20 protein-coding genes are annotated in these 24,280 nt (G+C 53.0%); 13 read left to right on the forward strand and 7 right to left on the reverse strand.

Annotated features, from left to right (window positions below):
• Window positions 1-55: 55 nt before the first annotated feature.
• From rho to EOK75_RS08605, 6 genes are read left to right on the forward strand one after another with little or no spacing between them, the layout of a single operon-like run.
• Window positions 56-1,354 carry a transcription termination factor Rho gene (gene rho, locus EOK75_RS08580; RefSeq protein WP_137193557.1) on the forward strand — a complete coding sequence of 433 codons (1,299 nt, stop codon included), beginning with the start codon at window positions 56-58 and terminating at the stop codon, window positions 1,352-1,354.
• A gap of 24 nt (window positions 1,355-1,378) precedes the next feature.
• A complete protein-coding gene (gene mnmE, locus EOK75_RS08585; protein WP_137193558.1) occupies window positions 1,379-2,680 on the forward strand; it encodes a tRNA uridine-5-carboxymethylaminomethyl(34) synthesis GTPase MnmE in 1,302 nt (433 codons plus the stop codon).
• An 11-nt stretch (window positions 2,681-2,691) separates the two neighbouring features.
• Complete coding sequence (gene mnmG / locus EOK75_RS08590) at window positions 2,692-4,533, forward strand: tRNA uridine-5-carboxymethylaminomethyl(34) synthesis enzyme MnmG (protein WP_168199191.1); 1,842 nt, start codon at window positions 2,692-2,694, stop codon at window positions 4,531-4,533.
• 28 nt (window positions 4,534-4,561) lie between these two features.
• A complete protein-coding gene (gene rsmG / locus EOK75_RS08595; protein ID WP_137193560.1) occupies window positions 4,562-5,167 on the forward strand; it encodes a 16S rRNA (guanine(527)-N(7))-methyltransferase RsmG in 606 nt (201 codons plus the stop codon).
• Window positions 5,160-5,987, forward strand: a complete 828-nt coding sequence (locus EOK75_RS08600; protein ID WP_137193561.1) for a ParA family protein — start codon at window positions 5,160-5,162, stop codon at window positions 5,985-5,987. Before rsmG ends, EOK75_RS08600 begins: the two co-directional genes overlap by 8 nt.
• Complete coding sequence (locus EOK75_RS08605; protein WP_137193562.1) at window positions 5,984-6,895, forward strand: ParB/RepB/Spo0J family partition protein; 912 nt, start codon at window positions 5,984-5,986, stop codon at window positions 6,893-6,895. Before EOK75_RS08600 ends, EOK75_RS08605 begins: the two co-directional genes overlap by 4 nt.
• Before the next feature lie 3 nt (window positions 6,896-6,898).
• On the opposite strand, the gene hemW is transcribed toward EOK75_RS08605, so the two are convergent.
• From hemW to rph, 3 genes are read right to left on the reverse strand one after another with little or no spacing between them, the layout of a single operon-like run.
• The gene (gene hemW, locus EOK75_RS08610) at window positions 6,899-8,071 is read right to left on the reverse strand and encodes a radical SAM family heme chaperone HemW (protein WP_137193563.1); all 1,173 of its coding nucleotides are present in this window, start codon (window positions 8,069-8,071) and stop codon (window positions 6,899-6,901) included.
• Window positions 8,068-8,679: an RdgB/HAM1 family non-canonical purine NTP pyrophosphatase gene (rdgB, locus tag EOK75_RS08615; protein WP_168199192.1), complete on the reverse strand. Its 612-nt coding sequence runs from the start codon at window positions 8,677-8,679 to the stop codon at window positions 8,068-8,070. The genes hemW and rdgB overlap by 4 nt, the downstream gene beginning before the upstream one ends.
• The gene (rph, locus tag EOK75_RS08620) at window positions 8,676-9,389 is read right to left on the reverse strand and encodes a ribonuclease PH (RefSeq protein ID WP_137193565.1); all 714 of its coding nucleotides are present in this window, start codon (window positions 9,387-9,389) and stop codon (window positions 8,676-8,678) included. The genes rdgB and rph overlap by 4 nt, the downstream gene beginning before the upstream one ends.
• A gap of 118 nt (window positions 9,390-9,507) precedes the next feature.
• Between rph and hrcA the strand changes: the two genes are divergently transcribed.
• Both hrcA and EOK75_RS08630 read left to right on the forward strand, forming a co-directional pair.
• Window positions 9,508-10,587, forward strand: coding sequence for a heat-inducible transcriptional repressor HrcA (hrcA, locus tag EOK75_RS08625; protein WP_137193566.1), 1,080 nt, complete (start codon window positions 9,508-9,510; stop codon window positions 10,585-10,587).
• Window positions 10,588-10,593: 6 nt separating this feature from the next.
• The gene (locus EOK75_RS08630; protein ID WP_137193567.1) at window positions 10,594-11,166 is read left to right on the forward strand and encodes a nucleotide exchange factor GrpE; all 573 of its coding nucleotides are present in this window, start codon (window positions 10,594-10,596) and stop codon (window positions 11,164-11,166) included.
• 43 nt (window positions 11,167-11,209) lie between these two features.
• Here the strand turns inward: EOK75_RS08630 and mutS are convergent, their stop codons facing one another.
• Complete coding sequence (mutS, locus tag EOK75_RS08635; protein ID WP_168199235.1) at window positions 11,210-13,810, reverse strand: DNA mismatch repair protein MutS; 2,601 nt, start codon at window positions 13,808-13,810, stop codon at window positions 11,210-11,212.
• 172 nt (window positions 13,811-13,982) lie between these two features.
• On the opposite strand from mutS, the gene EOK75_RS08640 reads away from it, so the two are divergent.
• The 3 genes from EOK75_RS08640 (at window position 13,983) to EOK75_RS08650 (ending at window position 18,958) form a co-directional block, all read left to right on the forward strand.
• Entirely contained in the window at window positions 13,983-15,695 is a 1,713-nt protein-coding gene (locus EOK75_RS08640) for a glycosyltransferase 61 family protein (RefSeq protein ID WP_137193569.1), read from the forward strand.
• A 72-nt stretch (window positions 15,696-15,767) separates the two neighbouring features.
• Window positions 15,768-18,026, forward strand: coding sequence for an NADP-dependent malic enzyme (locus tag EOK75_RS08645; RefSeq protein ID WP_137193570.1), 2,259 nt, complete (start codon window positions 15,768-15,770; stop codon window positions 18,024-18,026).
• 65 nt (window positions 18,027-18,091) lie between these two features.
• On the forward strand, window positions 18,092-18,958 hold the full coding sequence (locus EOK75_RS08650) for a ribokinase (RefSeq protein ID WP_137193571.1): 867 nt from the start codon (window positions 18,092-18,094) through the stop codon (window positions 18,956-18,958).
• On the opposite strand, the gene msrA is transcribed toward EOK75_RS08650, so the two are convergent.
• Window positions 18,955-19,584 (reverse strand): peptide-methionine (S)-S-oxide reductase MsrA, encoded by a 630-nt coding sequence (msrA, locus tag EOK75_RS08655; RefSeq protein WP_420821908.1) that lies wholly within the window; start codon window positions 19,582-19,584, stop codon window positions 18,955-18,957. The two genes, EOK75_RS08650 and msrA, sit on opposite strands and share 4 nt — an antisense overlap.
• A gap of 164 nt (window positions 19,585-19,748) precedes the next feature.
• Complete coding sequence (locus EOK75_RS08660) at window positions 19,749-20,987, reverse strand: argininosuccinate synthase (RefSeq protein WP_137193572.1); 1,239 nt, start codon at window positions 20,985-20,987, stop codon at window positions 19,749-19,751.
• 142 nt (window positions 20,988-21,129) lie between these two features.
• On the opposite strand from EOK75_RS08660, the gene ilvA reads away from it, so the two are divergent.
• Window positions 21,130-22,377, forward strand: coding sequence for a threonine ammonia-lyase IlvA (gene ilvA, locus EOK75_RS08665; RefSeq protein ID WP_137193573.1), 1,248 nt, complete (start codon window positions 21,130-21,132; stop codon window positions 22,375-22,377).
• A 4-nt stretch (window positions 22,378-22,381) separates the two neighbouring features.
• Here the strand turns inward: ilvA and EOK75_RS08670 are convergent, their stop codons facing one another.
• The gene (locus EOK75_RS08670; RefSeq protein WP_137193574.1) at window positions 22,382-22,711 is read right to left on the reverse strand and encodes an Hpt domain-containing protein; all 330 of its coding nucleotides are present in this window, start codon (window positions 22,709-22,711) and stop codon (window positions 22,382-22,384) included.
• 165 nt (window positions 22,712-22,876) lie between these two features.
• Here EOK75_RS08670 and EOK75_RS08675 point away from each other — a divergent pair, with 165 nt between their 5' ends.
• Window positions 22,877-24,145 carry a PP2C family protein-serine/threonine phosphatase gene (locus EOK75_RS08675; protein WP_240793952.1) on the forward strand — a complete coding sequence of 423 codons (1,269 nt, stop codon included), beginning with the start codon at window positions 22,877-22,879 and terminating at the stop codon, window positions 24,143-24,145.
• Window positions 24,146-24,280 lie beyond the last annotated feature (135 nt).

Genomic DNA, 24,280 nt, shown 5'->3' on the forward strand with positions numbered 1-24,280 from the left:
TTTTTATGTTACAGGCGTGGTCCGTTACAGACTGTAGGCCAAGGATTTTACGAGCATGAACGACGAAACCGTCATCACCGAAGATAATGTGCAGCGCCTCAATCTGGCTGATCTGAAGGCCAAGACTCCTGCTGATCTTTTGGCGATGGCAGAAGAATGGGATATTGAGAACGCGCCTTCGATGCGGAAAGGGGAGATGATGTTCTCCCTTTTGAAAGAGCATGCGGAAGAAGGCTGGGAAATCGGCGGTGACGGCGTATTGGAAGTGGTGCAGGATGGCTTCGGCTTTCTGCGGTCGCCTTCTGCGAACTACTTGCCGGGCCCAGATGATATTTATGTCTCTCCCGATATGATCCGGCAGTTTTCACTGCGGACGGGTGACACAATTGAAGGCGTGATTGCGGCCCCGCGTGAGGCAGAGCGTTATTTTTCCATGACAAAAGTGACGCAGATCAACTTTGTTGACCCCGATCGTGCGCGCCATAAAGTTCACTTTGACAACCTGACGCCGCTGTACCCTGACGAGCGGCTTAAAATGGAAGTCGAAGACCCAACATTGAAGGATCGCTCAGCCCGGATTATTGATCTGGTATCGCCAATTGGTAAGGGGCAACGTGGCTTGATCGTGGCGCCTCCGCGGACGGGTAAAACGGTTTTGCTGCAGAATATTGCGCATTCCATCGCGACCAACCATCCAGAGTGCTATCTGATCGTTTTGCTGATCGATGAGCGGCCTGAAGAGGTGACGGATATGCAGCGGTCGGTGAAGGGTGAGGTTGTTTCCTCAACCTTTGATGAGCCTGCGACACGGCACGTGGCTGTTGCCGAGATGGTGATTGAAAAAGCAAAGCGTTTGGTGGAGCATAAGCGGGATGTTGTAATCTTGCTTGATTCGATCACGCGGCTTGGGCGTGCTTTTAACACTGTGGTGCCATCGTCAGGCAAAGTTCTGACGGGTGGCGTTGATGCCAATGCGCTTCAACGGCCAAAGCGTTTCTTTGGTGCGGCTCGGAATATTGAAGAAGGCGGATCCTTGACGATCATCGCGACTGCTTTGATCGATACGGGTAGCCGCATGGATGAAGTTATCTTTGAAGAGTTCAAAGGGACTGGTAACTCCGAGATTGTTCTTGATCGTAAGGTTGCGGATAAACGTGTGTTCCCAGCTATGGATATTCTGAAATCCGGGACGCGGAAAGAAGACCTGTTGGTTGATAAAATCGATTTGCAGAAAACCTATGTTCTGCGGCGCATTTTGAACCCGATGGGGACGACAGATGCGATTGAGTTCCTGATTTCCAAGTTGAAACAGACCAAGTCCAATTCGGATTTCTTCGATTCCATGAATTCCTGACCCGCCCAAAGCTGGGGTTTTGCAATGTTAGACACTATTTTTGCTCTTGCGACTGCGCAAGGGAAGGCCGGGGTATCCGTTGTTCGGATATCCGGGCCTAAATCGCATGCAGTCCTTGGGATGATGGCAACCGTTCCTGAGTTGCGCAAAGCGAGTGTGCGCAAGCTGTATTGGGATGGGGTGCTTTTAGACGAGGCACTTGTTATTGCATTTGGTGAAGGTGCCAGTTTTACGGGCGAAGAATCAGTAGAGCTTCACCTGCATGGAAGCTGTGCAGTTGTCAGCGCTGTTCTTAACGTTCTAATGTCAGTTCCAGGGCTGCGGTTGGCCGAAGCTGGTGAGTTCACGCGGCGCGCACTTGAAAATGGTATGCTAGACTTGACTCAGGTTGAGGGCTTGGCTGATCTTATTGATGCGGAGACTGAAGCGCAGAGAGTTCAATCTCTTCGGGTGTTATCAGGTGCGATAGGCAAAAAGGTTGACGGCTGGCGGAAAAAAATCATTCGGGCAGGGGCACTCTTAGAAGCCACAATCGATTTTGCGGATGAGGATGTTCCCGTCGATGTGATGCCTGAAGTTAAGGAACTTCTGTGTGAATTGATTTCTGATTTTAAAGCGGAAGTTGGTGGCGTGAAAATGGCTGAGCGGATCCGGGAAGGGTTCGAGGTTGCTATTGTCGGGCGCCCTAATGTTGGTAAATCTACCTTGCTGAACGCTCTTTCAGGCCGGAAAGCAGCATTAACATCCGAAATTGCCGGTACAACGCGTGATGTCATTGAAGTTCGCATGGATCTTGATGGGCTTGCTGTAACTTTTCTCGATACTGCTGGTATTCGAGAAACTGATGATCGGCTTGAGGCGATGGGTGTCACATTGGCAATAGAACGTGCTAATGCTGCGGACCTTAGGGTATTTTTGACTGAAAATGGTGAGAAAATTGAGGGCGTTGACTTTGCCCAAGGAGATATCATTGCCTTGGGAAAATTTGACAGCCTGGCTGGTGTTGTTGGTATTAAGTCGGATCACCGGATTTCGGGTGTCACTGGTGAAGGTATTAGCGGTCTTTTAGAAGATATTTCCGATTTACTTAGGCAGCGGGTTTCTGGCGCTGGCTTGCTTACCCGAGAGCGCCATAGAATGGCGTTGCAAAATGGGCTTAGCTCATTACGTCTGGCCTATGATGAGGTTTTCAATAGTGTTCCAGTTGTAGAGTTTGCAGCCGATGAGTTAAGGTCAGCATCACAGCATCTTGAACTTCTTTTAGGGGAAGTTGGTGTTGAAACGTTGCTTGGGGAGATTTTCTCGAGTTTTTGCATCGGAAAGTGAGGATGTTTCACGTGAAACAGTTTGACGTTATTGTTGTTGGCGGTGGACATGCTGGTTGTGAAGCTGCGGCTGTTTCCGCACGGATGGGTGCAAAAACTGCCCTGGTTACCCTGAGCAAATATTCGTTGGGGGTAATGTCCTGCAATCCAGCCATTGGCGGACTTGGAAAAGGTCATTTGGTTAGGGAGATAGACGCATTTGATGGGCTTATGGGGTGTGCAGCTGATGAAGCCGGAATCCACTATAGGCTTCTGAACCGTAGTAAGGGTCCTGCAGTTCAGGGACCGCGCGTTCAAACCGATCGCATGCTCTACCGTATGGCAATCCAGAGTCGGCTTGGAAAACAACAGGGGTTGGATATTATTGAAGGTGAAGTCATTGATTTCATTATTCAAGGTGAGAAAGTTTGTGGTGTTAAACTTGAAAGTGGCGATGACATCCTTTGCGACTCGGTTATCCTGACCGCTGGTACATTTCTTAATGGTGTGATTCACATTGGGAATGAGCAAAAATCTGGTGGGCGAGTTGGCGAAAAGCCGTCGGTGAAGCTGGCAAGCCGATTGGCTGAACTTCAATTAGAACGAGGGCGACTGAAAACAGGGACGCCACCACGCTTAGACGGCAAGACGATCAATTGGGAGCGATTGGAAAAGCAGAAAGGGGATGAATCCCCAACTATGATGTCTTTTTTAGACGATCGACCTCTTGTTCCGCAGATTAGCTGCGGAATAGCCGAAACAAATCTGCAAACGCATAGTATTATTGAAGACAACATCTCGTTATCGGCAATACATAGTGGTAATATTGAAGGGATAGGCCCGCGGTATTGTCCTTCGATTGAAGATAAGGTTGTTAGATTTTCTGATAAATCTTCGCATCAGATTTTTCTTGAGCCTGAAGGGTTAGAGGATTCAACAGTCTATCCAAACGGTATTTCAACTTCTCTCCCATTGGATGTCCAGAAGAGGTTCGTAAATTCCATTGTTGGTTTGGAAGAGGCTAAGATCCTGCAACCGGGATATGCAATCGAGTATGATTTTTTTGATCCACGCTGTTTAACTGCCACGCTTTCACTTAAAACGATTCGTGGTTTGTATTTTGCAGGCCAAATTAATGGTACTACAGGATATGAGGAGGCTGCTGCGCAAGGACTTGTTGCTGGTCTGAATGCTGCTGCAAGTGCATTGGCGCGTGATGAGGTAATATTTAGCCGTTCTGAGAGCTACATTGGGGTGATGATTGATGACTTGATCTCTAGAGGTGTTACGGAACCCTATCGGATGTTCACCTCTCGTGCAGAGTTTAGATTGATGCTAAGAGCGGATAACGCGGATCAACGATTGACGCCAAAAGCAATAGGAATTGACTGCGTCTCTGACTCACGTAAGAAGGTCTTTGAGAAGAAAGTTGCAAGTTTGAACCTGTCTCGAAAACAACTGTCCGAGCTTTCATATACGCCAAATCAGCTAGCAGCTTCTGGGTTTAACGTTCGACTTGATGGTGCGCGGCGTTCTGCCTTTTCAGTTCTTTCACAATTAGCTGGATCCCCAGAAGAGATTGGGTCTCGTTTGCCGGGATTCCCCACGATTCCGAGCGGGGATCTTATCCAGTTGTGGCGTGAATCGCTTTACTCAAGCTATATAGAACGCCAGCGTCAGGAGGCTGGCGTTTTAAGTAGGGATGAAAACAAGAAAATTCCAGCTTCTTTCGATTATCAAAGCATAGCAGGGCTATCACTTGAACTTCGCGGGAAGCTGATGCGGTTTCAGCCAACTTCTATCGCTCATGCGAGTAAAATTGAAGGTATGACACCAGCGGCTTTGGTTCTCATTCTCTCGCGACTGAAACAGTAACGTGTAACTAAAGTTTGGTGATTTTGATATGCTGATCGGCGAAAATGTTTCACGTGAAACACAAAACAGATTAGAGATTTTTGTTGAACTGGTTCGAAAGTGGAACCCGGTGATAAATCTTGTTTCAAAAAGTACCTTGGATCAGATTTGGGACCGCCATATTGCTGATTCTGCTCAACTGTATGGCTTGGCTACTGGTAGTGCGCTGAAGTTTGTCGATGTAGGAAGCGGAGGTGGTTTTCCGGGAATAGTGCTTGCAATTCTTTCATCTGGCGAAAAAGCTGACCATGTGTTTCAACTCGTTGAGTCAGATCAAAGGAAAGCCACGTTTCTTAGAGAGGTTAGTAGGGTGTTGGCGCTTCCTGTTGAGGTGCATTCAGTCAGAATAGAGGGATTACGAGTACAGAATGCGGACTTTTTAACGGCGCGCGCGCTTGCACCACTGGCAAAACTACTAAGCTTTGCTTCTCTTCACCTGAAATCTACGGGAACTTGCCTTTTCCCAAAGGGTTCAAACTACAAAAGTGAATTGGTAGAGGCTCTGAAGATCTTCTCATTTGACTATGACCTGATACCAAGTCAAACAGACACCACGGGAATGATCCTAAAAATTAGCGGATTAAAAAATGCCTAGGCATCTTGTTGAAAATGCACCACGTATAATTGCTTTGGCGAACCAAAAAGGTGGGGTGGCAAAGACGACCACAACTATCAATTTAGCAGCTGGTTTGGTGGAGTTGGGTGCCAAAGTTCTGGTAATTGATCTCGACCCCCAAGGAAATGCGTCGACCGGCCTAGGTATTGAGGTGTCAGGCAGAACTCTTACGACCTATGATCTTATGGTTGGTGAGTTGCCGTTAGATGCTGTTATCCAGGAAACAACTACAAAAGGTATTCTGATTTGCCCTGCAAACTCTGATCTGTCCTCTGCGGATATGGAGCTTGTTTCGAATGAAAAACGAAGCTTTTTGCTACATGATGCGCTGCGCCAACCTGATATGGCATTGCTCGATATTGATTTTATCCTGATTGACTGCCCACCATCGCTTAGCCTTCTTACCATTAATGCGCTGGTGGCCTGCCATTCCGTTCTGATTCCGTTACAAAGCGAGTTTTTCGCATTGGAAGGCCTTTCTCAGCTCATGCTAACCATTCGTGAGGTCAGGCAAACTGCGAATAGCGACCTGCGGATTGAGGGTGTGCTGCTAACAATGTACGATAAACGGAATAATCTTTCGCAGTTGGTTGAGGCCGACGCCCGCGAAAATCTAGGGGAGCTCGTTTTCAAAAACATCATCCCTAGAAATGTAAGAATAAGCGAAGCGCCTTCATATGCATTGCCGGTTCTCTCGTATGACTCTGGGTCAAAGGGAGCTGAAGCATATCGTGCGCTATCCTTGGAAATTGCCAATAGATATGGCTTGCAGCAAAAAATACATGAGGCCACGGAATGAATGATCGAAAGCCAGAGCGCCGCGGGTTGGGCCGTGGTTTGTCAGCTTTGATGGCGGATATAAATGTTTCAGTAGAGAATGAGACTTCAACATCTGGCGATAATCGATTTGCACATTTTGTTGCCGTTGAAAAACTGATCCCGAACCCCAATCAGCCACGCAGGGATTTTACACCTGAGGCGCTGGAAGATCTTGCATCGTCCATCCGTCAAAAGGGTGTCTTGCAGCCTCTTATCGTGCGTCCGATCGCAGGCACTGATACGTTTGAGATTGTCGCGGGGGAGCGTCGTTGGCGCGCCGCTCAGTTGGCGCAGGTTCATGAACTGCCGGCCGTTGTCCGGGACTTTAGCGACACCGAGGTCCTCGAGGTCGCCATTATCGAGAATATTCAGCGTGCTGACCTGAATGCGATCGAGGAGGCTGCGGGGTTCCGTCAATTGATGGATCGGTTTGGACATACGCAGGAAAAAATAGCTGAGGCCCTATCAAAAAGCCGAAGCCATGTTGCGAACCTTTTGCGGTTGCTGAACCTGCCAAGTGATGTTCAGGTTCATATTCGCGAGGGTCGGCTGTCAGCGGGTCATGCGCGGGCGCTAATTACAACAAAAGATCCATCCGAGCTTGCAAATACCATCATAGAAAAGGGTTTGTCTGTTCGCGAAACGGAAAAGCTGGCCCGTGATACCTCATCGACACCAGCCCGAACAAAGCAGTCTAAAGCGAATTCAAAGCCAGAAAAAGATGCGGACACGCGCGCTCTTGAGGCGGATCTTTCAGCAAATCTTCGGATGGGGGTTAGCATCAACCACGAGCCCGGTGGTGATAGCGGAACGCTGACAATCCGCTACAATACACTGGAAGACCTGGATAATCTTTGCCGCACCCTTTCTATGATGGATCGCGATTAAAGGTTACTGGGGCATAAGATCTTCGATAACCGCGTTTAACAGTAACCGCCCTTTGGTCGTCGCGATCAGATGGCGGTTTTTTTGTTGTATCATCCCCAGATCTTGTAGGGTTTCAATTTTCTTTTCATCCAACGGAATGTGGCAAATTCGCTCATAGCGATCAAGATCTATGCCGACATCGCGCCGCAACCCCATCATCAGGTATTCGAGACCTTGTTCTTGCTCGGACAGTAAATCGTGCTTTTCCGATCCTTCGCCTTGTAAAACCCCGTTGAGCCAAAGGGCTGGATTCGATGCAGCCTCTGTTGCATAGCGATGGCCTGCAAGGGTTAGCCGTCCGTGTGCGCCGGGTCCAATCCCGGCATAGTCACCTGCGTTCCAATATATAGTATTGTGGCGCGATTCATGGCCAGATCTAGCATAGTTAGAGACTTCATAAGATCCAAAGCCAGCAGCCTCGGTCAACTCTTGGGTCGCTAGATACATATCTGCCCCCAGATCATCATTAGGTAACCCGCGTAACAACCCGCGCCTAAAGCGGTCTCCAAAAACCGTGCCATCTTCAATTGTGAGCTGGTAGAGCGATAGGTGATCCCCGGCCATGGCAATGGCTTCGGTTAACTCGGCCTGCCAATCTTTCAGGCTTTGATCTTGTCGTGCATAGATCAGATCAAAGCTAAAGCGATCAAATGTAGCCTTTGCGGTTTCGATGGCCGCCTTCGCTTCGGTCACAGAATGCATGCGCCCAAGCCGCCGCAAGTCAAAGTCATTCAGCGCTTGCACCCCGATTGAAACACGGTTCACACCGGCATCGCGATAGGCGCGAAATCTTCCGGCCTCGACAGAACTTGGGTTGGCCTCCATGGTGATTTCAATATCATTTGCGGGTTGCCACGTGCCACGCACCGTTTCAAGAATACTGGCAACCAGATCCGGATCCATTAGCGACGGTGTGCCGCCGCCAAAAAAAATGGATTGAAGTGTTCGGTCGGGGGTTTGTTGCCCAATCCTTTTGATCTCTGACAGGTATGCGGCTTTCCACTGATCCTGATCAATGGAGGAAGATACGTGACTGTTGAAGTCACAATACGGGCATTTGGATTGGCAAAACGGCCAGTGGATGTACAAGCCAAACCCACCGGCCTGCCAGTCTTCAACCGAAGAAAGCGGCTTCACGTGAAACAGCCAGAGACGAGCTTCTTGAACGCGTCTGCGCGATGGCTGATCTTATTCTTGGTTTCCGCCGGCATTTGCGCAAATGTAATATCATAACCTTTCGGCTGAAAGATCGGGTCGTATCCATGCCCAAGCTCACCGCGTTTGGGCCAAACTACAGTGCCGGGCATAACCCCTTCAAACACTTCATCATGACCGTCGGGCCACGCCATTACCAGCGTGCAGCAAAACTGCGCATGGCGAGGGTAGGGCGCACTGACGGCTTCAAGTTCATGCCAGGTCCGATCCATGGCAACGTGAAAATCGCGCCCGTTCGGGGTTTCCGCCCAATCGGCCGTATAGACACCGGGCGCGCCGCCAAGTGCATCGATGCAAATACCAGAGTCGTCAGCCAAGGTTACCAACCCCGACGCACGCGCCGCTGAATGTGCTTTGATCCGCGCGTTTCCAACAAAGTTGTCTTCGGTTTCTTCAGGCTCCGGAAGACCAAGCGCACCTGCCGAGACAACCTCAATGTTGAACTGCTTCAGCAGATCGGCGATCTCTACAAGCTTGCCCGCGTTATGGGTGGCAACCAAAAGCTTCTGTTCCGTAAATTTCCGCATCACTCTGTCGCCGCTTTTTGGGCTGCGACCAATTCGGAACAGCCTGCTTCTGCCAAATCCATCAGCTGATCCATTTCAGCACGAGAGAAGCTGGCGCCCTCTGCCGACAATTGAACTTCGATCAGTTTTGGCGCACCGGTTAGAATGAAGTTCCCGTCTGTGCCAGCGTTAGAATCCTCGGCATAGTCCAGATCCAGCACCGGCTGGCCCGCATAAATGCCGCAAGAGACTGCAACAATGTGATCGACAATGGGATCGGAGCTCACAATCCCGGCCTTGATCAGCTTGTTCATTGCCAAACGCAACGCAACCCAACCGCCGGTAATAGCGGCGCAACGGGTGCCGCCATCGGCCTGCAAGACATCGCAATCGATCACAATCTGGCGTTCGCCCAAAGCGCGCCGATCAACGCCGGCCCGCAATGCACGGCCAATTAGGCGTTGAATTTCCTGCGTACGCCCGGTTTGCTTGCCCATCGCCGCTTCGCGACGGTTCCGGCTATTGGTGGCGCGGGGCAGCATTCCGTATTCCGCTGTGATCCACCCTTGGCCGGTATTTTTCAAAAACGATGGCGCTTTGTCTTCAATCGAGGCAGAGCAGAGCACATGTGTCTCACCGATCTTGATCAAACACGACCCTTCGGCATGTTTCATAACACCCGTTTCAATCGAAACGCTGCGCATTTGGTCTAGTTTGCGTGATGATGGCCGCATGGTATGCTCCTAAATACGAATTTATGCACAAATACCCACCCTGTGGATAAGGATGCAAGTATCATTGACGCGTGCGCCACATCCTCCATAAGGTGATGAAGCCTTGAAGAGCAGATAAATGACCGACCAAACGAAGCACGCCGCAGTTATTTCCGATATGAACGAACGCTCCCGAGAGGTATTTCGGCGTGTCGTCGAAGGCTATCTGGCGTCTGGCGATCCGGTTGGTTCGCGCTCTCTTACGCGGACGATGTCGGAAAAGATCAGTGCCGCGACCATTCGCAACGTGATGCAGGATCTGGAATATCTGGGACTTTTGGGCAGCCCGCACACTTCATCTGGCCGGATACCGACCCAAATGGGCCTGCGCATGTTCGTTGATGGCGTGTTGGAGGTGGGTGAAGTCGCCTCTGAAGATCGCAATTTGATCGATGCCACGATGGGTAACAATCAATCGGGCGTTTCATCCCTGCTGGATCGAGTTGGGTCCACACTTTCGGGGATTACCCATGGTGCCAGCCTTGTTTTGACGCCCAAGCATGAAGCGCCGATCAAACATATCGAATTTGTCAGCCTGGGGCCGGATCGTGCCTTGGTCGTTCTGGTTTTTGCTGACAGCCATGTGGAAAACCGCGTGTTCACGCCGCCACCCGGCCAAACCCCGTCTTCGATGCGTGAGGCGGCGAATTTCCTGAATGCACTGGCGGCTGGCAAAACCCTGTCGGAGTTGCGCAAATCTGTTGGCGCGGAAATTCAAAACCGCCGTCAGGAAATTGATACCCTTGCGCATCAACTGGTAGAAACCGGTCTTGCCGATTGGCAAAACGCAGGAGAGCAAAGCGAGCGGTTGATCGTGCGTGGTCGCGCCAATCTTCTTGATGGTTCTACCGAGGCTTTGGATGTGGAACGTATCCGGACCCTCTTTGATGATCTGGAACGCAAGCGCGATATCGCCGAATTTCTGGAGTTAACCGAAGATGGCGAAGGTGTGCGCATTTTTATTGGCTCTGAAAACAAGTTGTTCTCACTTTCGGGGTCGTCTCTTGTTGTGTCTCCCTATATGAACGCTGATCGAAAGATTATTGGTGCGGTGGGTGTGATTGGGCCGACACGGTTGAATTATGGTCGCATCGTACCCATCGTTGATTATACAGCGCAACTTGTCGGGCGGTTAATCTCTGACCGGACGAGGGGATGAGTTAAGATGACTGAAACAAAGAAAGACGACGAAATGTCCCAAGAACAGGCAGCCAATGCAATGAACCCTGAAATGACAGAGGCCGATCTGTCGGAGTTTGATGCCGCCCCTGTGGATGAACTGGCTGCGCTTCGCGCAGAACGTGATGAATTCCGTGACCGGTTTATGCGCACGCTGGCCGATGCAGAAAATTCGCGCAAGCGCAGTGAACGTGACCGCCGCGAGGCAGAGCAATATGGCGGCTCCAAGCTCGCCCGCGATCTGTTGCCGGTTTATGACAACCTGCGCCGTGCCCTTGATGCCGCGACAGACCAAAACCGCGCCGACGCCAAAGCCTTTTTTGAGGGGGTAGAGCTGACGTTGCGCGAATTGCTTAGCGTGATGACCAAGCACCACGTCACCCCGATTGTCCCTGAGATTGGTGATCAGTTTGATCCCCAGTTGCATGAGGCGATGTTCGAGGCAGCTTTGCCTGGTACTAAATCCGGTCAGATTATTCAGGTGATGTCCGAAGGATTCCTTCTGCATGACCGTCTTTTGCGCCCGGCGCAGGTTGGTGTTTCCTCTACACCTGCTTAATTTCGTTTTAAGTTACGCCGGGTTCGTCCCGGCGTTTCCATTTCTATCCGCCCAGTTGCGCTTTCAGCTCATAGATCAAACTCAGCGCCTCCATTGGCGTCAGCTGATCTGGCAAGACCTCCCTGATCCGGTTTTCAACCTTGGAATTTTTGGCGGGTTTTTCGGGCGGTGCAGGTTGTGCCACACGAAACAGCGGCAGATCGTCGATCAGCGTCTTTTGTTTGCCGCCTTCGCGCTCGCCTTTTTCCAAGGCTTCCAAAACCAGTTTAGCCCGATCCGTTACCGCATCCGGCAGCCCTGCAAGTTTTGCGACCTGCACCCCGTATGATCGATCCGCCGCGCCCTTTTTGACTTCATGCAAAAAGATCACGTCGCCTTCCCATTCCTTTACGCTGACGGTGGCATTTTCCACCCCCGCCAGCTTGTCCGCAAGGGAAGTCATCTCATGGTAATGGGTGGCAAAGAGTGCGCGACACTGGTTTTTGTCATGCAGATATTCAAGCGTGGCCCAAGCGATCGATAGCCCGTCATAGGTCGCCGTACCGCGTCCGATTTCATCGAGGATAACCAGCGCACGGTCGTCGGCCTGATGCAGGATCGCGGCGGTTTCCACCATCTCCACCATGAAGGTTGATCGCCCGCGGGCCAGATCATCCGATGCGCCAACGCGGCTGAATAGCTGGCTGACCAGCCCGATATGCGCCGATTTCGCCGGAACAAAACTACCCGCCTGTGCAAGCAGTGCAATTAGCGCGTTTTGGCGCAGAAAAGTAGACTTACCCGCCATGTTAGGGCCTGTTAGCAGCCAGATTGCGGCGGTGTCCTTGGCCGTCAGATCGCAGTCATTGGCCACAAATTGCGTATTTCCCTGCTTTCGCAAGGCACGTTCCACCACGGGATGCCGACCGTCATGGATGTTAAAGGCGCGGCTGTTGTCAACGATAGGCGCTGTCCACCCTTCCTCGGCTGCCAGATCGGCAAAGCTTGCGTTCAGATCAATCTCTGCAATCGCGCGCGCGGTGTTAGAAAGTGCTGCGGCGTGGTCCAGAATGTGTTGCCGAAGGCTGGCAAAGTGACGCTTTTCGATTTCCAGCGTAAGATTACCGGCGTTGAGGATTTTGGTCTCCATCTCTGACAGCCGGACGGTGGTAAAGCGCACTTGGCCCGCCGTGGTTTGCCGGTGGATGAAGGTTTCCGACAACGGCGCGGATTGCATCTTTTCCGCGTGGGTCGTTGTTACATCCACAAAATAGCCAAGCACATTGTTATGCTTGATCTTGAGGCTGCTGATCCCTGAAAGCTGCGCATATTCCGCCTGCATCGCGGCGATCACCGCGCGGCCCTCATCACGCAATTGGCGTGCCTCATCCAGTTCTGAATCATAGCCGCTTGCGATAAAGCCACCGTCACGGGCTAGAATCGGTGGCTCGGCCACGAGTGCGGCGTCCAAAAGCGCATGCAAATCTTCGTGGCCTGTCAGTTCTGCGGTGGCCTGTTGCAGCAGGTCGGGGCCCTTGCCTGCGGATGTGCGGGACAGGGCCTGCGCTTGTTCCAAGCCGGACCGAATTGCCGCAAGGTCGCGAGGCCCGCCCCGGTCGAGTGCAAGCCGGGAAAGGGCGCGGTCTATGTCAGGGCAGCGGCGCAGGGCGTCGCGTAGATCGGCACGAAAACGGCTCTGTTCTTGCAGAAAACCAACAGCTTCCAGCCGCGACTGGATCAGGGACAGGTCACGTGATGGCGCTGAAAGCCTGCGCTCCAACAACCTCCCGCCGCCGGCGGTCAATGTCCGGTCCACCACAGCCAAAAGCGATCCGTCTTTGGCGCCTGACAGGCTTGTTGTTATCTCAAGATTGCGGCGGGTGGAGGTGTCGATCTGCACCAAACCGCCGGGATCTTCCTTTACGGGCGGGCGCAGCATCGGCAAGTTACCGCGCTGGGTTAGGTCCAGATAATCGACCAGCGCACCCATCGCGGAAACCTCGGCGCGATCAAATTGGCCAAAACCTTCCAATGAGGCGACACCAAACAGACCGGCCAGTTTTCGTTCGGCACCGGCACTGTCAAAGCTGGACCGAGCAAGCTGCGTCAGGGCCGGCCCGTCATCCAGCGCCAGATCGAACCCGTCGATCACTAAAAGCTCTTTGGGCGACAGCCGCGCCAACTCCGGCCCCAAACGCGTTGGGGGGCAAGGCATCACCCGCAACTCACCGGTGGAGATATCGCACCAAGCCAGTGCAGATTCGTCTCTAACCTCGCTAAAAGCGGCCAGATAGTTGTGCCGACGTGCGTCCAAAAGCGTGTCTTCGGTCAATGTGCCGGGTGTGACCAGCCGCACGACATCCCGCGCAACAACGGACTTTGCCCCCCGCTTTTTTGCCTCGGCGGGGTTTTCCATCTGCTCGGCAATCGCCACACGAAACCCTTTGCGGATCAGCGTTAGCAAATACCCCTCGGCGGCGTGATACGGCACGCCGCACATGGCGATATCCTCGCCCATATGTTTGCCGCGTTTGGTCAAGGCAATGTCCAAAGCGGCAGCGGCATTTACCGCATCCTCAAAGAACATTTCATAGAAATCGCCCATCCGGTAAAACAGCAAAGCATCCCGATGACGGGATTTGATGTCCAGATATTGCGCCATCATCGGCGTTACGTTTTCAGTGTTCAACCGCCACCCCCAGTTTGCGCCGATCCTACAAAACCGAAGGGCAAGGCGAAAGGGCATTCAACATCAAACCGCTATATCGGGTAGACCTTTTACCCCCGTATGGTGCATCTTGCGCTAAGACGATATTCCCGCAAGGACCGAAGAGCGAATGCAAAGCCAAGTCAACTTTTCCGTACCCGCGCAGGACCTGTTCCTGAACCCTGCCAGGGATGGTGGAATATCGTTGTTGAATGCTGCAGAGTTTTTCTGGCGCCCGGCGACACCCGCTTTGATCCAAGGTTTTGCGGCCAGCGCGTTTGAGGAGGTGAACTATAAAATCAACGCCTATCTCAACGTCACGAAACGCCATAAGATCTTTTCGCGAGCAGTTGAGTTTAATACCGTTCCCGTTTTGCTAGAGCATGCATCTTTTTCAGAATCCTTCGCCATGGCGCAAGGTAAGGTCCTTTTACCCGGTGCGCGGTTTTTGAAAAGATATTGTTGGGAAAACCAAGAGGATGATCTCGACCCCGAAGAGCAGCTTGTCTCTTATTTTCAGGAGTGCCAGAGCCAGAATATCGAAGCCTCCATTCCCTTGTGCAAGCAGCCTTTGCCCAAAAATCTGGCCGTTGCGATTGCCTGCCGCAGCATCACCAACCCCTATGCGTTTATTGCCGAGGCGTTGCCGCGGCTTGCACAGATCGTAGAGTGCGGATTTCGCGGGGATGTCTATTTCCACTTTTCCAACAGGGTCAAGAGCCCACACCCTTCTGTGCAAGAGATCATAGCCGATCTTTTCCCAGAGCTTGTAGGCCGGGTTTTTTTTGAGCCCGCACCAAAGCGCTATGATCATGTGTTGACGGTGCTGGACCTTCTTCACGCATATTACCAATTCCCGACAGAGGTGGTCGGTTCGGTCGGCCATCTTGCGCCGTCCGATGCAATGTTTCGCGGGCATGATGGGTACGTCGAGTCGCGGACGATCTTGTCGATGAACGCCTTTAGCAGCAGCTTGGTTGCCCTGCGCCGTCGGGCCCTGCGTGCGATTGAGGGCAAGGATTTCAGCTATCTGCCAAAGCGGTTTTTCGTAACCCTGTCGGACGGCGATGCCAGCATAGTGGGGGCGCAGCAACTGTTTGAAATGTTGCAGATGTTCGGATTTGCAAAGGTCGCTTTTGACACGCTTTCGCCGCTGGAACAGATCGCGATTATGGTCAATGCGGAGATGGTAATCACCCCCCATACCGCGAATTTGACCCATATGATGTTTGCTAGCCCGCAAACCTTTGTTCTGGCCTTGGGCACGCTGCAAACGGCTGTGCATCGTTGGGATGAATATTGGGGCTTTGCCCATGTTTCGGGTTGCCGTTACGTTAGCTTCTTTGCAGATTTTGACACGCCGGACCCGAAAACCAGCCCCTCGATTGATCTTGATGGCATTGTTCCCGTAGCACTTTCAGACCAGACCGTGGCCGAGATTCTGGCCTTTATCGTATGCATTTTGGGGTATTTTCCAAATCTGCCCACCGCGCATTCGCTATTTACCCTTGCAGGGCGTTTGATTGGTGTGGGGGAATGCGACCACGCCTTGCAGCTTTTGGAGAACCACAGCGATCTGGTCAAAACCCATGCAGGGCTGTGCGTTGCCAAAGCGGATTGTCACAAGGCGCGAGGCGAACCCTATCAGGAAATTGCAGCACTTTACCTCGCCTACGATCTGGACAAAAGCGATGTGACAATATTGCTGCGTATTTTCTGGGGTGCCAAACGCGCCGACCGGTCGGATATTATGTCTTGGGCGCGGTCTCGTTTACGCCAGGATTTCCCGAACCGCTATGGCTTGATCGTCAAGTCCAACCCTTGGGTGGCGTTGCTGCCCTGACTTTTTCTAAATGGATTGTGCCACATGGGCTGTCTGGCTAATAATAAATAAAGAACCAAGGAATTTTGCTCAATGACCACCAATAACCGCGTTACCCCCGAAGAAGCGCTCGCCTACCATATGGATCCACGTCCCGGTAAGTTTGAGATCACCGCCACAACCCCTATGGCCACCCAGCGCGATCTTTCGCTGGCCTATAGCCCGGGTGTTGCGGTTCCGGTTCAGGCGATCGCGGATAATCCGGAAACGGCTTATGACTATACGGTCAAGGGCAATATGGTTGCGGTTATCACCAATGGCACCGCGATTTTGGGGATGGGCAACCTTGGCGCGCTGGCCTCCAAGCCGGTGATGGAGGGTAAGGCGGTCCTATTCAAACGGTTCGCGGATGTGAACGCGATCGATATTGAGCTGGACACCGAAGACGCAGAGGAAATCATCAAGGCCGTGTCCCTGATGGGGCCGACCTTTGGCGGTATCAATCTGGAAGATATCAAAGCACCAGAGTGTTTTATCATCGAGCAGCGCCTCAAAGAGATGATGGATATTCCGGTTTTCCACGACGATCAGCACGGCACCGCCGTTATCTGTGCGGCTGGCTTGATTAACGCGCTAGAGATCTCGGGCAAGAAAATCGGCGACGTTCGGATCGTTTTAAACGGGGCAGGGGCGGCGGGGATTGCTTGTCTTGAGCTGCTGAAATCGATGGGTGCCAAGCATGACAATTGCATCATGTGCGATACCAAGGGTGTAATCTATCAAGGCCGCACCGAAGGTATGAACCAGTGGAAATCGGCCCATGCTGCCAATACCAGCCTGCGCACGCTGGAAGAGGCGATGGCGGGGGCGGATGTGTTTCTTGGTGTCTCGGCCAAGGGGGCTGTGACGCCTGAAATGGTCTCTGCTATGGCCGAAGATCCGGTTATTTTCGCAATGGCCAACCCCGACCCCGAAATCACCCCCGAAGAGGCGCATGCCGTTCGTCCCGATGCGATTGTTGCTACGGGGCGCTCTGATTACCCCAATCAGGTCAATAATGTTCTTGGCTTTCCATACCTCTTCCGTGGCGCGCTGGATATCCATGCTCGCGCGATCAATGATGAAATGAAAATCGCCTGCGCCGAGGCCCTTGCCAAGCTGGCGCGCGAAGATGTTCCCGATGAGGTGGCGATGGCCTACGGCCGCAAGCTGGCCTTTGGACGTGAATACATTATTCCCACGCCGTTCGATCCGCGCTTGATCTATGTGATCCCGCCGGCGGTTGCCAAGGCAGGGATGGATACCGGCGTTGCCCGCCGTCCGATCGTGGATATGAACGCCTATGAGCTGACGCTGAAATCCCGCATGGACCCGACCGCCACCATCGTGCAGGGGCTTTATGCCCGCGCCCGTCAGGCGCAGGCCCGGATGATCTTTGCCGAAGGTGATGACCCGCGTGTTCTGCGCGCCGCCGTTGCCTATCAGCGTGCGGGGCTTGGCAAATCCATCGTTGTTGGCCGCGATGCGGATGTTAGGGAAAAGCTCGAAGCGGCAGGCCTTGCGGATGGCTACCGAGAGCTGGAAATTGTTAACGCAGCCAACAGCCGCCACCTCGATGCCTACCGTGATTTTCTGTACAAACGGCTACAACGGGCAGGTCAGGACAAGCAAGATATCCACCGTCTTGCGGCCCGTGACCGGCATGTTTTTGCATCATTGATGCTGGCACATGATCATGGTGACGGGCTTGTCACGGGTGCCACGCGCAAATCGGCGCATGTGTTGTCATTGATCAATAATGTATTCGATGCAAAGGCCACCGACGGTGCGGTGGGCGTTACGGCCTTGCTGCACAAAGGCCGGATTGTGCTGATTAGTGACACCTTGGTCCATGAATGGCCCGAACCGGAAGACCTTGCTAACATCGCCACCCAAGCTGCAAAAGTTGCCCGCAATTTGGGGCTGGAGCCGCGCGTGGCCTTCGTGTCGTTCTCTACCTTCGGCTATCCTGTGTCGGAACGTGCCACGAAAATGCATCTGGCGGCAAAGGTGTTGGACGGGCGCAACGTGGACTTTGAATACGAAGGTGAAATGACTGTTGATGTCGCCCTGAACCGAGAGGCGGCCGCACATTATCCGTTCAGCCGTTTGACGGGGCCTGCGAATATTCTTGTGGTTCCTGCGCGGCATTCTGCCTCTATCTCGGTGAAGCTGATGCAGGAAATGGCAGGGGCAACCGTTATCGGGCCGATCCTGACCGGCGTCAGCCGTCCGATCCAGATTTGTAGCAGTGCCTCTACGGTGAATGACATCCTGAACATGGCCGTTTTGGCGGCCTGCAAGGTTGGCTAATCTGTTTTTCGGGGCGGGATCGATCCGCCCCGAAAACATCCCGAACAAACCCGAAAAGGCATCAGATGGCGGTTTATAATCTTGGATCGATTAACATTGATCACGTCTATCAGGTGCCGCATTTGGTCCGTCCCGGCGAAACGCTTTGTGCATTGGAATATAGCCGCGGGCTGGGGGGCAAGGGGGCCAATCAATCGGTTGCGGCGGCGAAGGCTGGCGCAAAGGTATTTCACATCGGTGCAATCGGCCCGGATTCCGATTGGATGATGGAGGCATTGCGCGGCCATAATGTGGATCTTGGCAATGTGTTGCAGCTCAATACACCGACCGGTCACGCGATCATTCAAGTGGATCGGTCGGCCGAAAACAGCATAATTCTGTTCCCCGGTGCAAACCGCCATATCCCTGATGGCCATGTTGCCCGCGTGCTGGAATCTGCTTGTCCTGATGATATGTTGATACTGCAAAATGAGACTTCAGCCCAATCTGCCTCGGTTCGGCTGGCCGCTGATATGGGGTTGCGCGTGCTCTATTCCCCCGCCCCGTTTGAGCTGGGGCCATTGAAAGAGGTGGTTCGCTTTACCTCTCTTTTGCTGATGAATGAGGGCGAGGCAGAGGAAATGGTCGCGGCTTTTGGTTCGTTGCCCGATTGCGATGTTATCATCACCAAGGGCAGCAAGGGCGCGGAGTGGCATCGCTGGGGCAAAGACCCGCTGCATGCGCCTGCGTTTCCCGTGACGGCGGTGGATACCACGGGCGCCGGCGATTGTTTTGCCGGTACGATCGCGGCTGCATTGGATGCGGGGCTTGACCCGGAAATGGCCTTGCGCCGCGCCGTTGCCGCAAGCGCTTTGCAGGTTACCCAAGCCGACGCGACCTCTGCGATGCCAAGCCGCGCAGAGGTCGACGCGTTTTTAGAAAATGCGCCTTAATGCGCGAAGGGGGCGGCGTTGCCCCAAACTTCTTTCACGCGCGCATCCCGGCCACAGCCTTCGCGGTAAAATTTATAGGCCTCTGACTGTTTTTTCGGGCCGCCACGGGTCAGCACAAGGTTACTCCCTTTGTAGTAATCCTGGTGGTAGTCCTCGGCGATGTAGAATGTCTGGGCCGCAAGGATAGGCGTTACGACATCACGGCCAAGCGCCTGATTTGCCTTTTCTTTTTCCGAAACGGCAATGGCTTTTTGGGTGTCATTCAGCGGAAAGATTGCAGTGCGGTACACGTCACCCCGATCACAAAACTGCCCGCCTGCATCCAAAGGATCAACCGAACGAAGGAACATTTCCAGCACCTTGGCATAGCTGATTTTGGCGTTGTCGAAGGTAATCTCGACGGCTTCAAAATGGCCGGTGTTGCCGCGACCTACCTCTTTATAAGTCGGGTTTTTAGTGCTGCCGCCAGTATAACCCGACACAACCGATTTCACCCCGTCGACAGATTCAAAATCAGCCTCTACGCACCAAAAGCAACCGCCCGCTACGATTGCCTTTTCGGTCTCTGCCTGCGCCATGCCGACAGTTGTTGCCAGCACCGCCGCAGTTAAAACCCATTTCATCATAGCAGACCTCTTTTCCAATGTTTGAACCAGTTTGCCTGAGTTGCCCCTTCGCGCAATGCACCTGCCCGTGATCTCACGGCAAGGTGAAGCATTGGAAATAATAAAACCGCACAGTGTTCTGCGCGGTTTTATTTAATTTCAATAGGTTACGCCTAATATCGGCTTTATTTGAACTTGGCGTTCCGGGTCGCGATCAATTTCAAACGCAGCGCATTCAAGCGGATGAAGCCCGCCGCGTCTTTTTGGTCATATGCGCCGGCGTCATCTTCAAAGGTCACATGCGCCTCGGAATAAAGCGAATGATCGGACCAGCGACCGACACAGCTTGCCATCCCTTTATAAAGCTTCAAGCGAACCGTACCCGACACATGGTCTTGGGATTTATCGATCAGCGCCTGCAGCATTTCCCGCTCGGGGCTGAACCAGAAGCCGTTATAGATCAGCTCTGCATAGCGCGGCATGATGCTGTCTTTCAGATGGCCTGCGCCCGAATCCAGTGTGATTTGCTCAATCGCGCGGTGGGCCTCCAACAGAACGGTGCCGCCGGGGGTTTCATAGATCCCGCGGGATTTCATGCCGATGAAGCGGTTTTCTACAAAGTCGAGCCGCCCGATGCCGTGCTTGCCGCCCAGCTCGTTCAGCTTGGTCAGGATGGTGGCCGGTGACATCGCCTCACCGTCAATCGCAACAGCATCGCCTTTTTCAAACGTCACCTCGATATATTGCGGTGTGTTTGGGGCATCTTCGGGTGCGACCGTACGCTGATAGACGTATTCGGGCGCTTCAACCGCCGGATCCTCCAGCGCTTTGCCTTCCGAAGAGGTATGCAAAAGGTTCGCATCAACCGAGAACGGCGCCTCACCGCGCTTGTCCTTGGCAATTGGAATTTGGTTTTTCTCGGCAAATTCAATCAGCTTGGTGCGGCTGGTCAAATCCCACTCCCGCCATGGCGCGATGACCTTGATCGAAGGGTCCAGCGCATAGGCAGAAAGTTCAAACCGAACCTGGTCGTTGCCTTTACCTGTCGCCCCGTGCGCAACTGCATCGGCACCATGTTCATGTGCCAGCTCGACCAGACGCTTGGAAATCAATGGCCGCGCGATTGAGGTGCCAAGCAAATACAACCCCTCATAAAGCGCATTTGCGCGGAACATCGGAAAGACGAAATCACGGACAAATTCTTCGCGAACATCTTCGACATGGATGTTTTCCGGTTTGATGCCCAGCAATTCTGCCTTGGCGCGGGCAGGCTCCAACTCCTCCCCCTGGCCGAGATCGGCGGTGAAGGTGATCACCTCACAGCCGTATTCGGTTTGCAACCATTTCAGGATGATCGAGGTATCAAGCCCCCCCGAATAGGCAAGAACGACTTTTTTCGGGGCAAATGTGGTGGCGGCAGACATGGCTTCTCCTTCACGATTTTCCTGCAAATACTGGGTATTCCTTGCAAGAGCAAGCGGTGGGGCCTGCGTGCGGTTAACAATTTACATCATAAAAGCGGCTGTTTAACTTGTCTTTGGTCTGTGGATGGGTCTAATCGGGATTATGCATGATTTTGCCCAAGCCGCCCGCCTTGCCACTGCCGCCCTGCGTGATCTCTTTGATCCGACGCCGTTGCAGCGTAATGACTATCTTTCTGACCGTTTTGGCGCGGATATCTGGCTGAAGCGGGAAGATCTGGCACCGGTGCGCTCCTATAAAATCCGTGGTGCGGTGAATGCGATGCGCAAGGTCCGTGCGACCAACCCCGAGCAAGAGCAATTTGTATGTGCAAGTGCCGGCAATCATGCGCAAGGCGTGGCCTATGCGTGCAAGCATTACGGAGTGCGCGGAACGATCTTTATGCCGGTTACCACGCCGCAGCAGAAAATCGAAAAGACCCGTGTTTTTGGCGGTGATAGTGTCGAAATCGTTCTGACAGGCGATTACTTTGATCAGACACTGGCTGCTGCACAAAGCTTTTGCACTGAAAAGGGCGCGCATTTTCTGTCGCCTTTCGATGACCCTGATGTGATTGAGGGGCAGGCGAGTGTCGCGGTTGAGATTATGGAACAGCTTGGCCGCGCGCCGGATCTGGTTGTTTTGCCTGTTGGAGGTGGTGGTCTTGCCTCTGGCGTGACGGGGTATTTGCGGCAAGAAGCCCCTGAAACCCGGTTTTGTTTTGTAGAGCCTTTGGGGGGAGCAAGCCTGACCGCAGCTTTGACGGCAGGTGGGCCGGTGACACTTGCCGAGGTGAATTCATTTGTTGATGGCGCGGCTGTCGCACGTTTGGGCGCCTGCACCTATGAGATGTTGAAATGGGCCGAGCCGTCGCAGGTCTATCTTGCGCCCGAGGATCGGATTTGCGTGACAATGCTGGACATGCTGAACGTCGAAGGCATCGTGCTCGAACCTGCCGGCGCGCTTTCGGTTGATGTCCTGCCGAGCATCGCCGATCAGATCGCCGGGAAAACGGTGGTTTGCGTGACCTCTGGCGGGAACTTTGATTTTGAACGTTTGCCAGAGGTGAAGGAGCGCGCGCAGCAGTTCCTGGGGCTGAAAAAGTATTTCATCCTGCGCATGCCGCAGCGTCCGGGCGCATTGAAAGAGTTCTTGATGATGCTTAGCCCGGATGATGATATCGCGCGGTTTGAGTACCTTAAGAAATCCGCGCGTAATTTTGGCTCTGTCCTGATCGGGATTGAAACGACCCGCGCCGAGAACTTCCCGCCGCTTTTTGCTGCGATGACCAAAGCGGGCTTCGCCTACCGTGATATTACGGCAGATGAGGCACTGGCCGCTTTTCTGATCTAACCCTTCACGCGGCGTAAGTTTCCTTACCCTGCGTGAAGCTGGTTTTTGACTCTTCATAAACAGAGATGACCTTACCAAGGTCGATCGTCGCCGCATCACCTTTGGCGGCGGCTTTTTCGCCGGTCTGGCAAAGCTGCGCCAATTCCTGAAACCCGAGGTTGAGGGCGCTGCCCTTTAGAAAATGAAGTGCGGCTTCCACTGCGTCAGGCTCAATGCCTGCCGCTATCGTTACCGCGACCTCATCGGCCTCTTCGAGAAACATTTCCACGACTTCGGCGAAGTCCTCTGCACCGATTTCATTGCGCAATTCATTTATGCGATCCCAATCAATCATCATTACCCCAATACGTCACTCTCATTAGCCACCCGACAGCGAGTTTGCAGGTTAGGACTTAACAACAGGTAAGCCCGCTTGCCCAATGAACTGCAAATTTTAGGCTTCACCGGCCCTTAAGGTTTTGTCTGCATATCCGAAGGAACTAGTAGCAAAGGAAATGCTGTGTCGACAGTTTTGCCAAAGGATTCAGGGGAAGGTTTAGTGCTGTCCAGTGCGCCAAAGTTGCATGTGTTGGTTGCTGATGACAGCCGTGCCCAACGACGTATCTTGGCAATGGTTCTGGCGCGCGCGGGGTATCGCGTGACAGAGGCGGATAGTGGCCTGTCTGCTTTGGCGCTTTGTTGTGAAACGGATTTTGATATCGTGTTGAGCGACTGGATGATGCCCGGAATGAATGGTCTGGAATTTTGCAGGGAATTCAAGAAGCTACCACGTGAGAACTACGGATATTTCATCCTGCTTACCTCCAAGTCGGAAAAGGCAGAGATTGCGGATGGTTTGGACTGCGGTGCGGATGATTTTCTGGCGAAACCCGTAAACTCGGATGAGTTGCGCGCCCGTTTTCGCGCGGGCGAACGTATTATTGGTATGCAAGCGGAGCTGATGGAAAAGAACCGGCTTGTCGGGGCAACGCTGAACGAGCTGCAAAACCTTTATGATTCGCTGGATCGGGATCTGATCGAGGCAAGAAAGCTGCAACAAACCTTGATCCGAGAACGATTTCGGGATTTCGGCAAGGGGGAGGTGTCGGCCCTTCTGCGCCCTTCGGGCCATGTTGGTGGTGATTTAGTCGGTTTTTTTGAGATTAATCCCCAGCGAATCGGTGTTTATTCGGTGGATGTTTCGGGGCATGGGGTTGCCTCGGCCATGATGACGGCGCGGCTTGCGGGGCTTTTGACCGGTTCGACGCCGGATCATAACGTTGCCCTGACACTCAATTCCCAAGGTGAACGAGATGCCCATCCACCAGAAGAGGTCGCGGCGCGGCTGAACCGAATGATGTTCGAAGATATCCAGGTTGAGCAATACTTCACACTTGCCTACGCCGATATCGATTTGTTTTCGGGGCGGGTGCAGTTGGTTCAAGCGGGGCACCCACACCCTGCGGTGATTCGAAAGTCAGGCGCGGTTGATTATATCGGTGAAGGTGGCATGCCGATTGGCCTGATCCAGGACGCAGAATTCGAACGTGTGGAGGCGCAGCTTTTCCCGGGGGATCGGCTTTTTCTGGTCTCTGACGGGGTGACAGAGTGCCCTTCGCCCGAGGGGGTGGAGCTGGGAGAGGAGGGCTTGACGCGTATTTTGCAGGCAAACAAGGATATGACGAATCCGGCCCTGCTCGAAGCGCTTGTTTGGGATCTTGCATCCTATTTTGGCGGAGAAGATTTCCCCGATGATGTTTCCGGCGCGTTATTTCGTTTGAAGGATTGAGGCTGCCCATTTGCAGCTCGGCAACTTTCTGGTGCAGACATTTGAAAAATGGGCACTCAGGTAATTTAATAGAAAATCAGTCGATAGAGGGATTGAGCCAAGAGGGCACTGTTGCACAAAGGGGTTGAGGGATTC

The sequence above is a fragment of the Pseudorhodobacter turbinis genome, from assembly GCF_005234135.1.
Taxonomy (GTDB): Bacteria; Pseudomonadota; Alphaproteobacteria; order Rhodobacterales; family Rhodobacteraceae; genus Pseudorhodobacter; species Pseudorhodobacter turbinis.

Coding starts and splice junctions, on each gene's coding strand:
- EOK75_RS08630 (WP_137193567.1), top strand. CDS start 10,594: ATGACTGAAACAAAGAAAGACGACGAAATGTCCCAAGAACAGGCAGCC.
- msrA (WP_420821908.1), bottom strand. CDS start 19,584: ATGATGAAATGGGTTTTAACTGCGGCGGTGCTGGCAACAACTGTCGGC.
- rsmG (WP_137193560.1), top strand. CDS start 4,562: ATGCTGATCGGCGAAAATGTTTCACGTGAAACACAAAACAGATTAGAG.
- ilvA (WP_137193573.1), top strand. CDS start 21,130: ATGCATGATTTTGCCCAAGCCGCCCGCCTTGCCACTGCCGCCCTGCGT.
- EOK75_RS08660 (WP_137193572.1), bottom strand. CDS start 20,987: ATGTCTGCCGCCACCACATTTGCCCCGAAAAAAGTCGTTCTTGCCTAT.
- hrcA (WP_137193566.1), top strand. CDS start 9,508: ATGACCGACCAAACGAAGCACGCCGCAGTTATTTCCGATATGAACGAA.
- mutS (WP_168199235.1), bottom strand. CDS start 13,810: ATGATGGCGCAATATCTGGACATCAAATCCCGTCATCGGGATGCTTTG.
- EOK75_RS08605 (WP_137193562.1), top strand. CDS start 5,984: ATGAATGATCGAAAGCCAGAGCGCCGCGGGTTGGGCCGTGGTTTGTCA.
- mnmE (WP_137193558.1), top strand. CDS start 1,379: ATGTTAGACACTATTTTTGCTCTTGCGACTGCGCAAGGGAAGGCCGGG.
- EOK75_RS08600 (WP_137193561.1), top strand. CDS start 5,160: ATGCCTAGGCATCTTGTTGAAAATGCACCACGTATAATTGCTTTGGCG.
- EOK75_RS08645 (WP_137193570.1), top strand. CDS start 15,768: ATGACCACCAATAACCGCGTTACCCCCGAAGAAGCGCTCGCCTACCAT.
- rho (WP_137193557.1), top strand. CDS start 56: ATGAACGACGAAACCGTCATCACCGAAGATAATGTGCAGCGCCTCAAT.
- rph (WP_137193565.1), bottom strand. CDS start 9,389: ATGCGGCCATCATCACGCAAACTAGACCAAATGCGCAGCGTTTCGATT.
- EOK75_RS08670 (WP_137193574.1), bottom strand. CDS start 22,711: ATGATTGATTGGGATCGCATAAATGAATTGCGCAATGAAATCGGTGCA.
- EOK75_RS08650 (WP_137193571.1), top strand. CDS start 18,092: ATGGCGGTTTATAATCTTGGATCGATTAACATTGATCACGTCTATCAG.
- EOK75_RS08640 (WP_137193569.1), top strand. CDS start 13,983: ATGCAAAGCCAAGTCAACTTTTCCGTACCCGCGCAGGACCTGTTCCTG.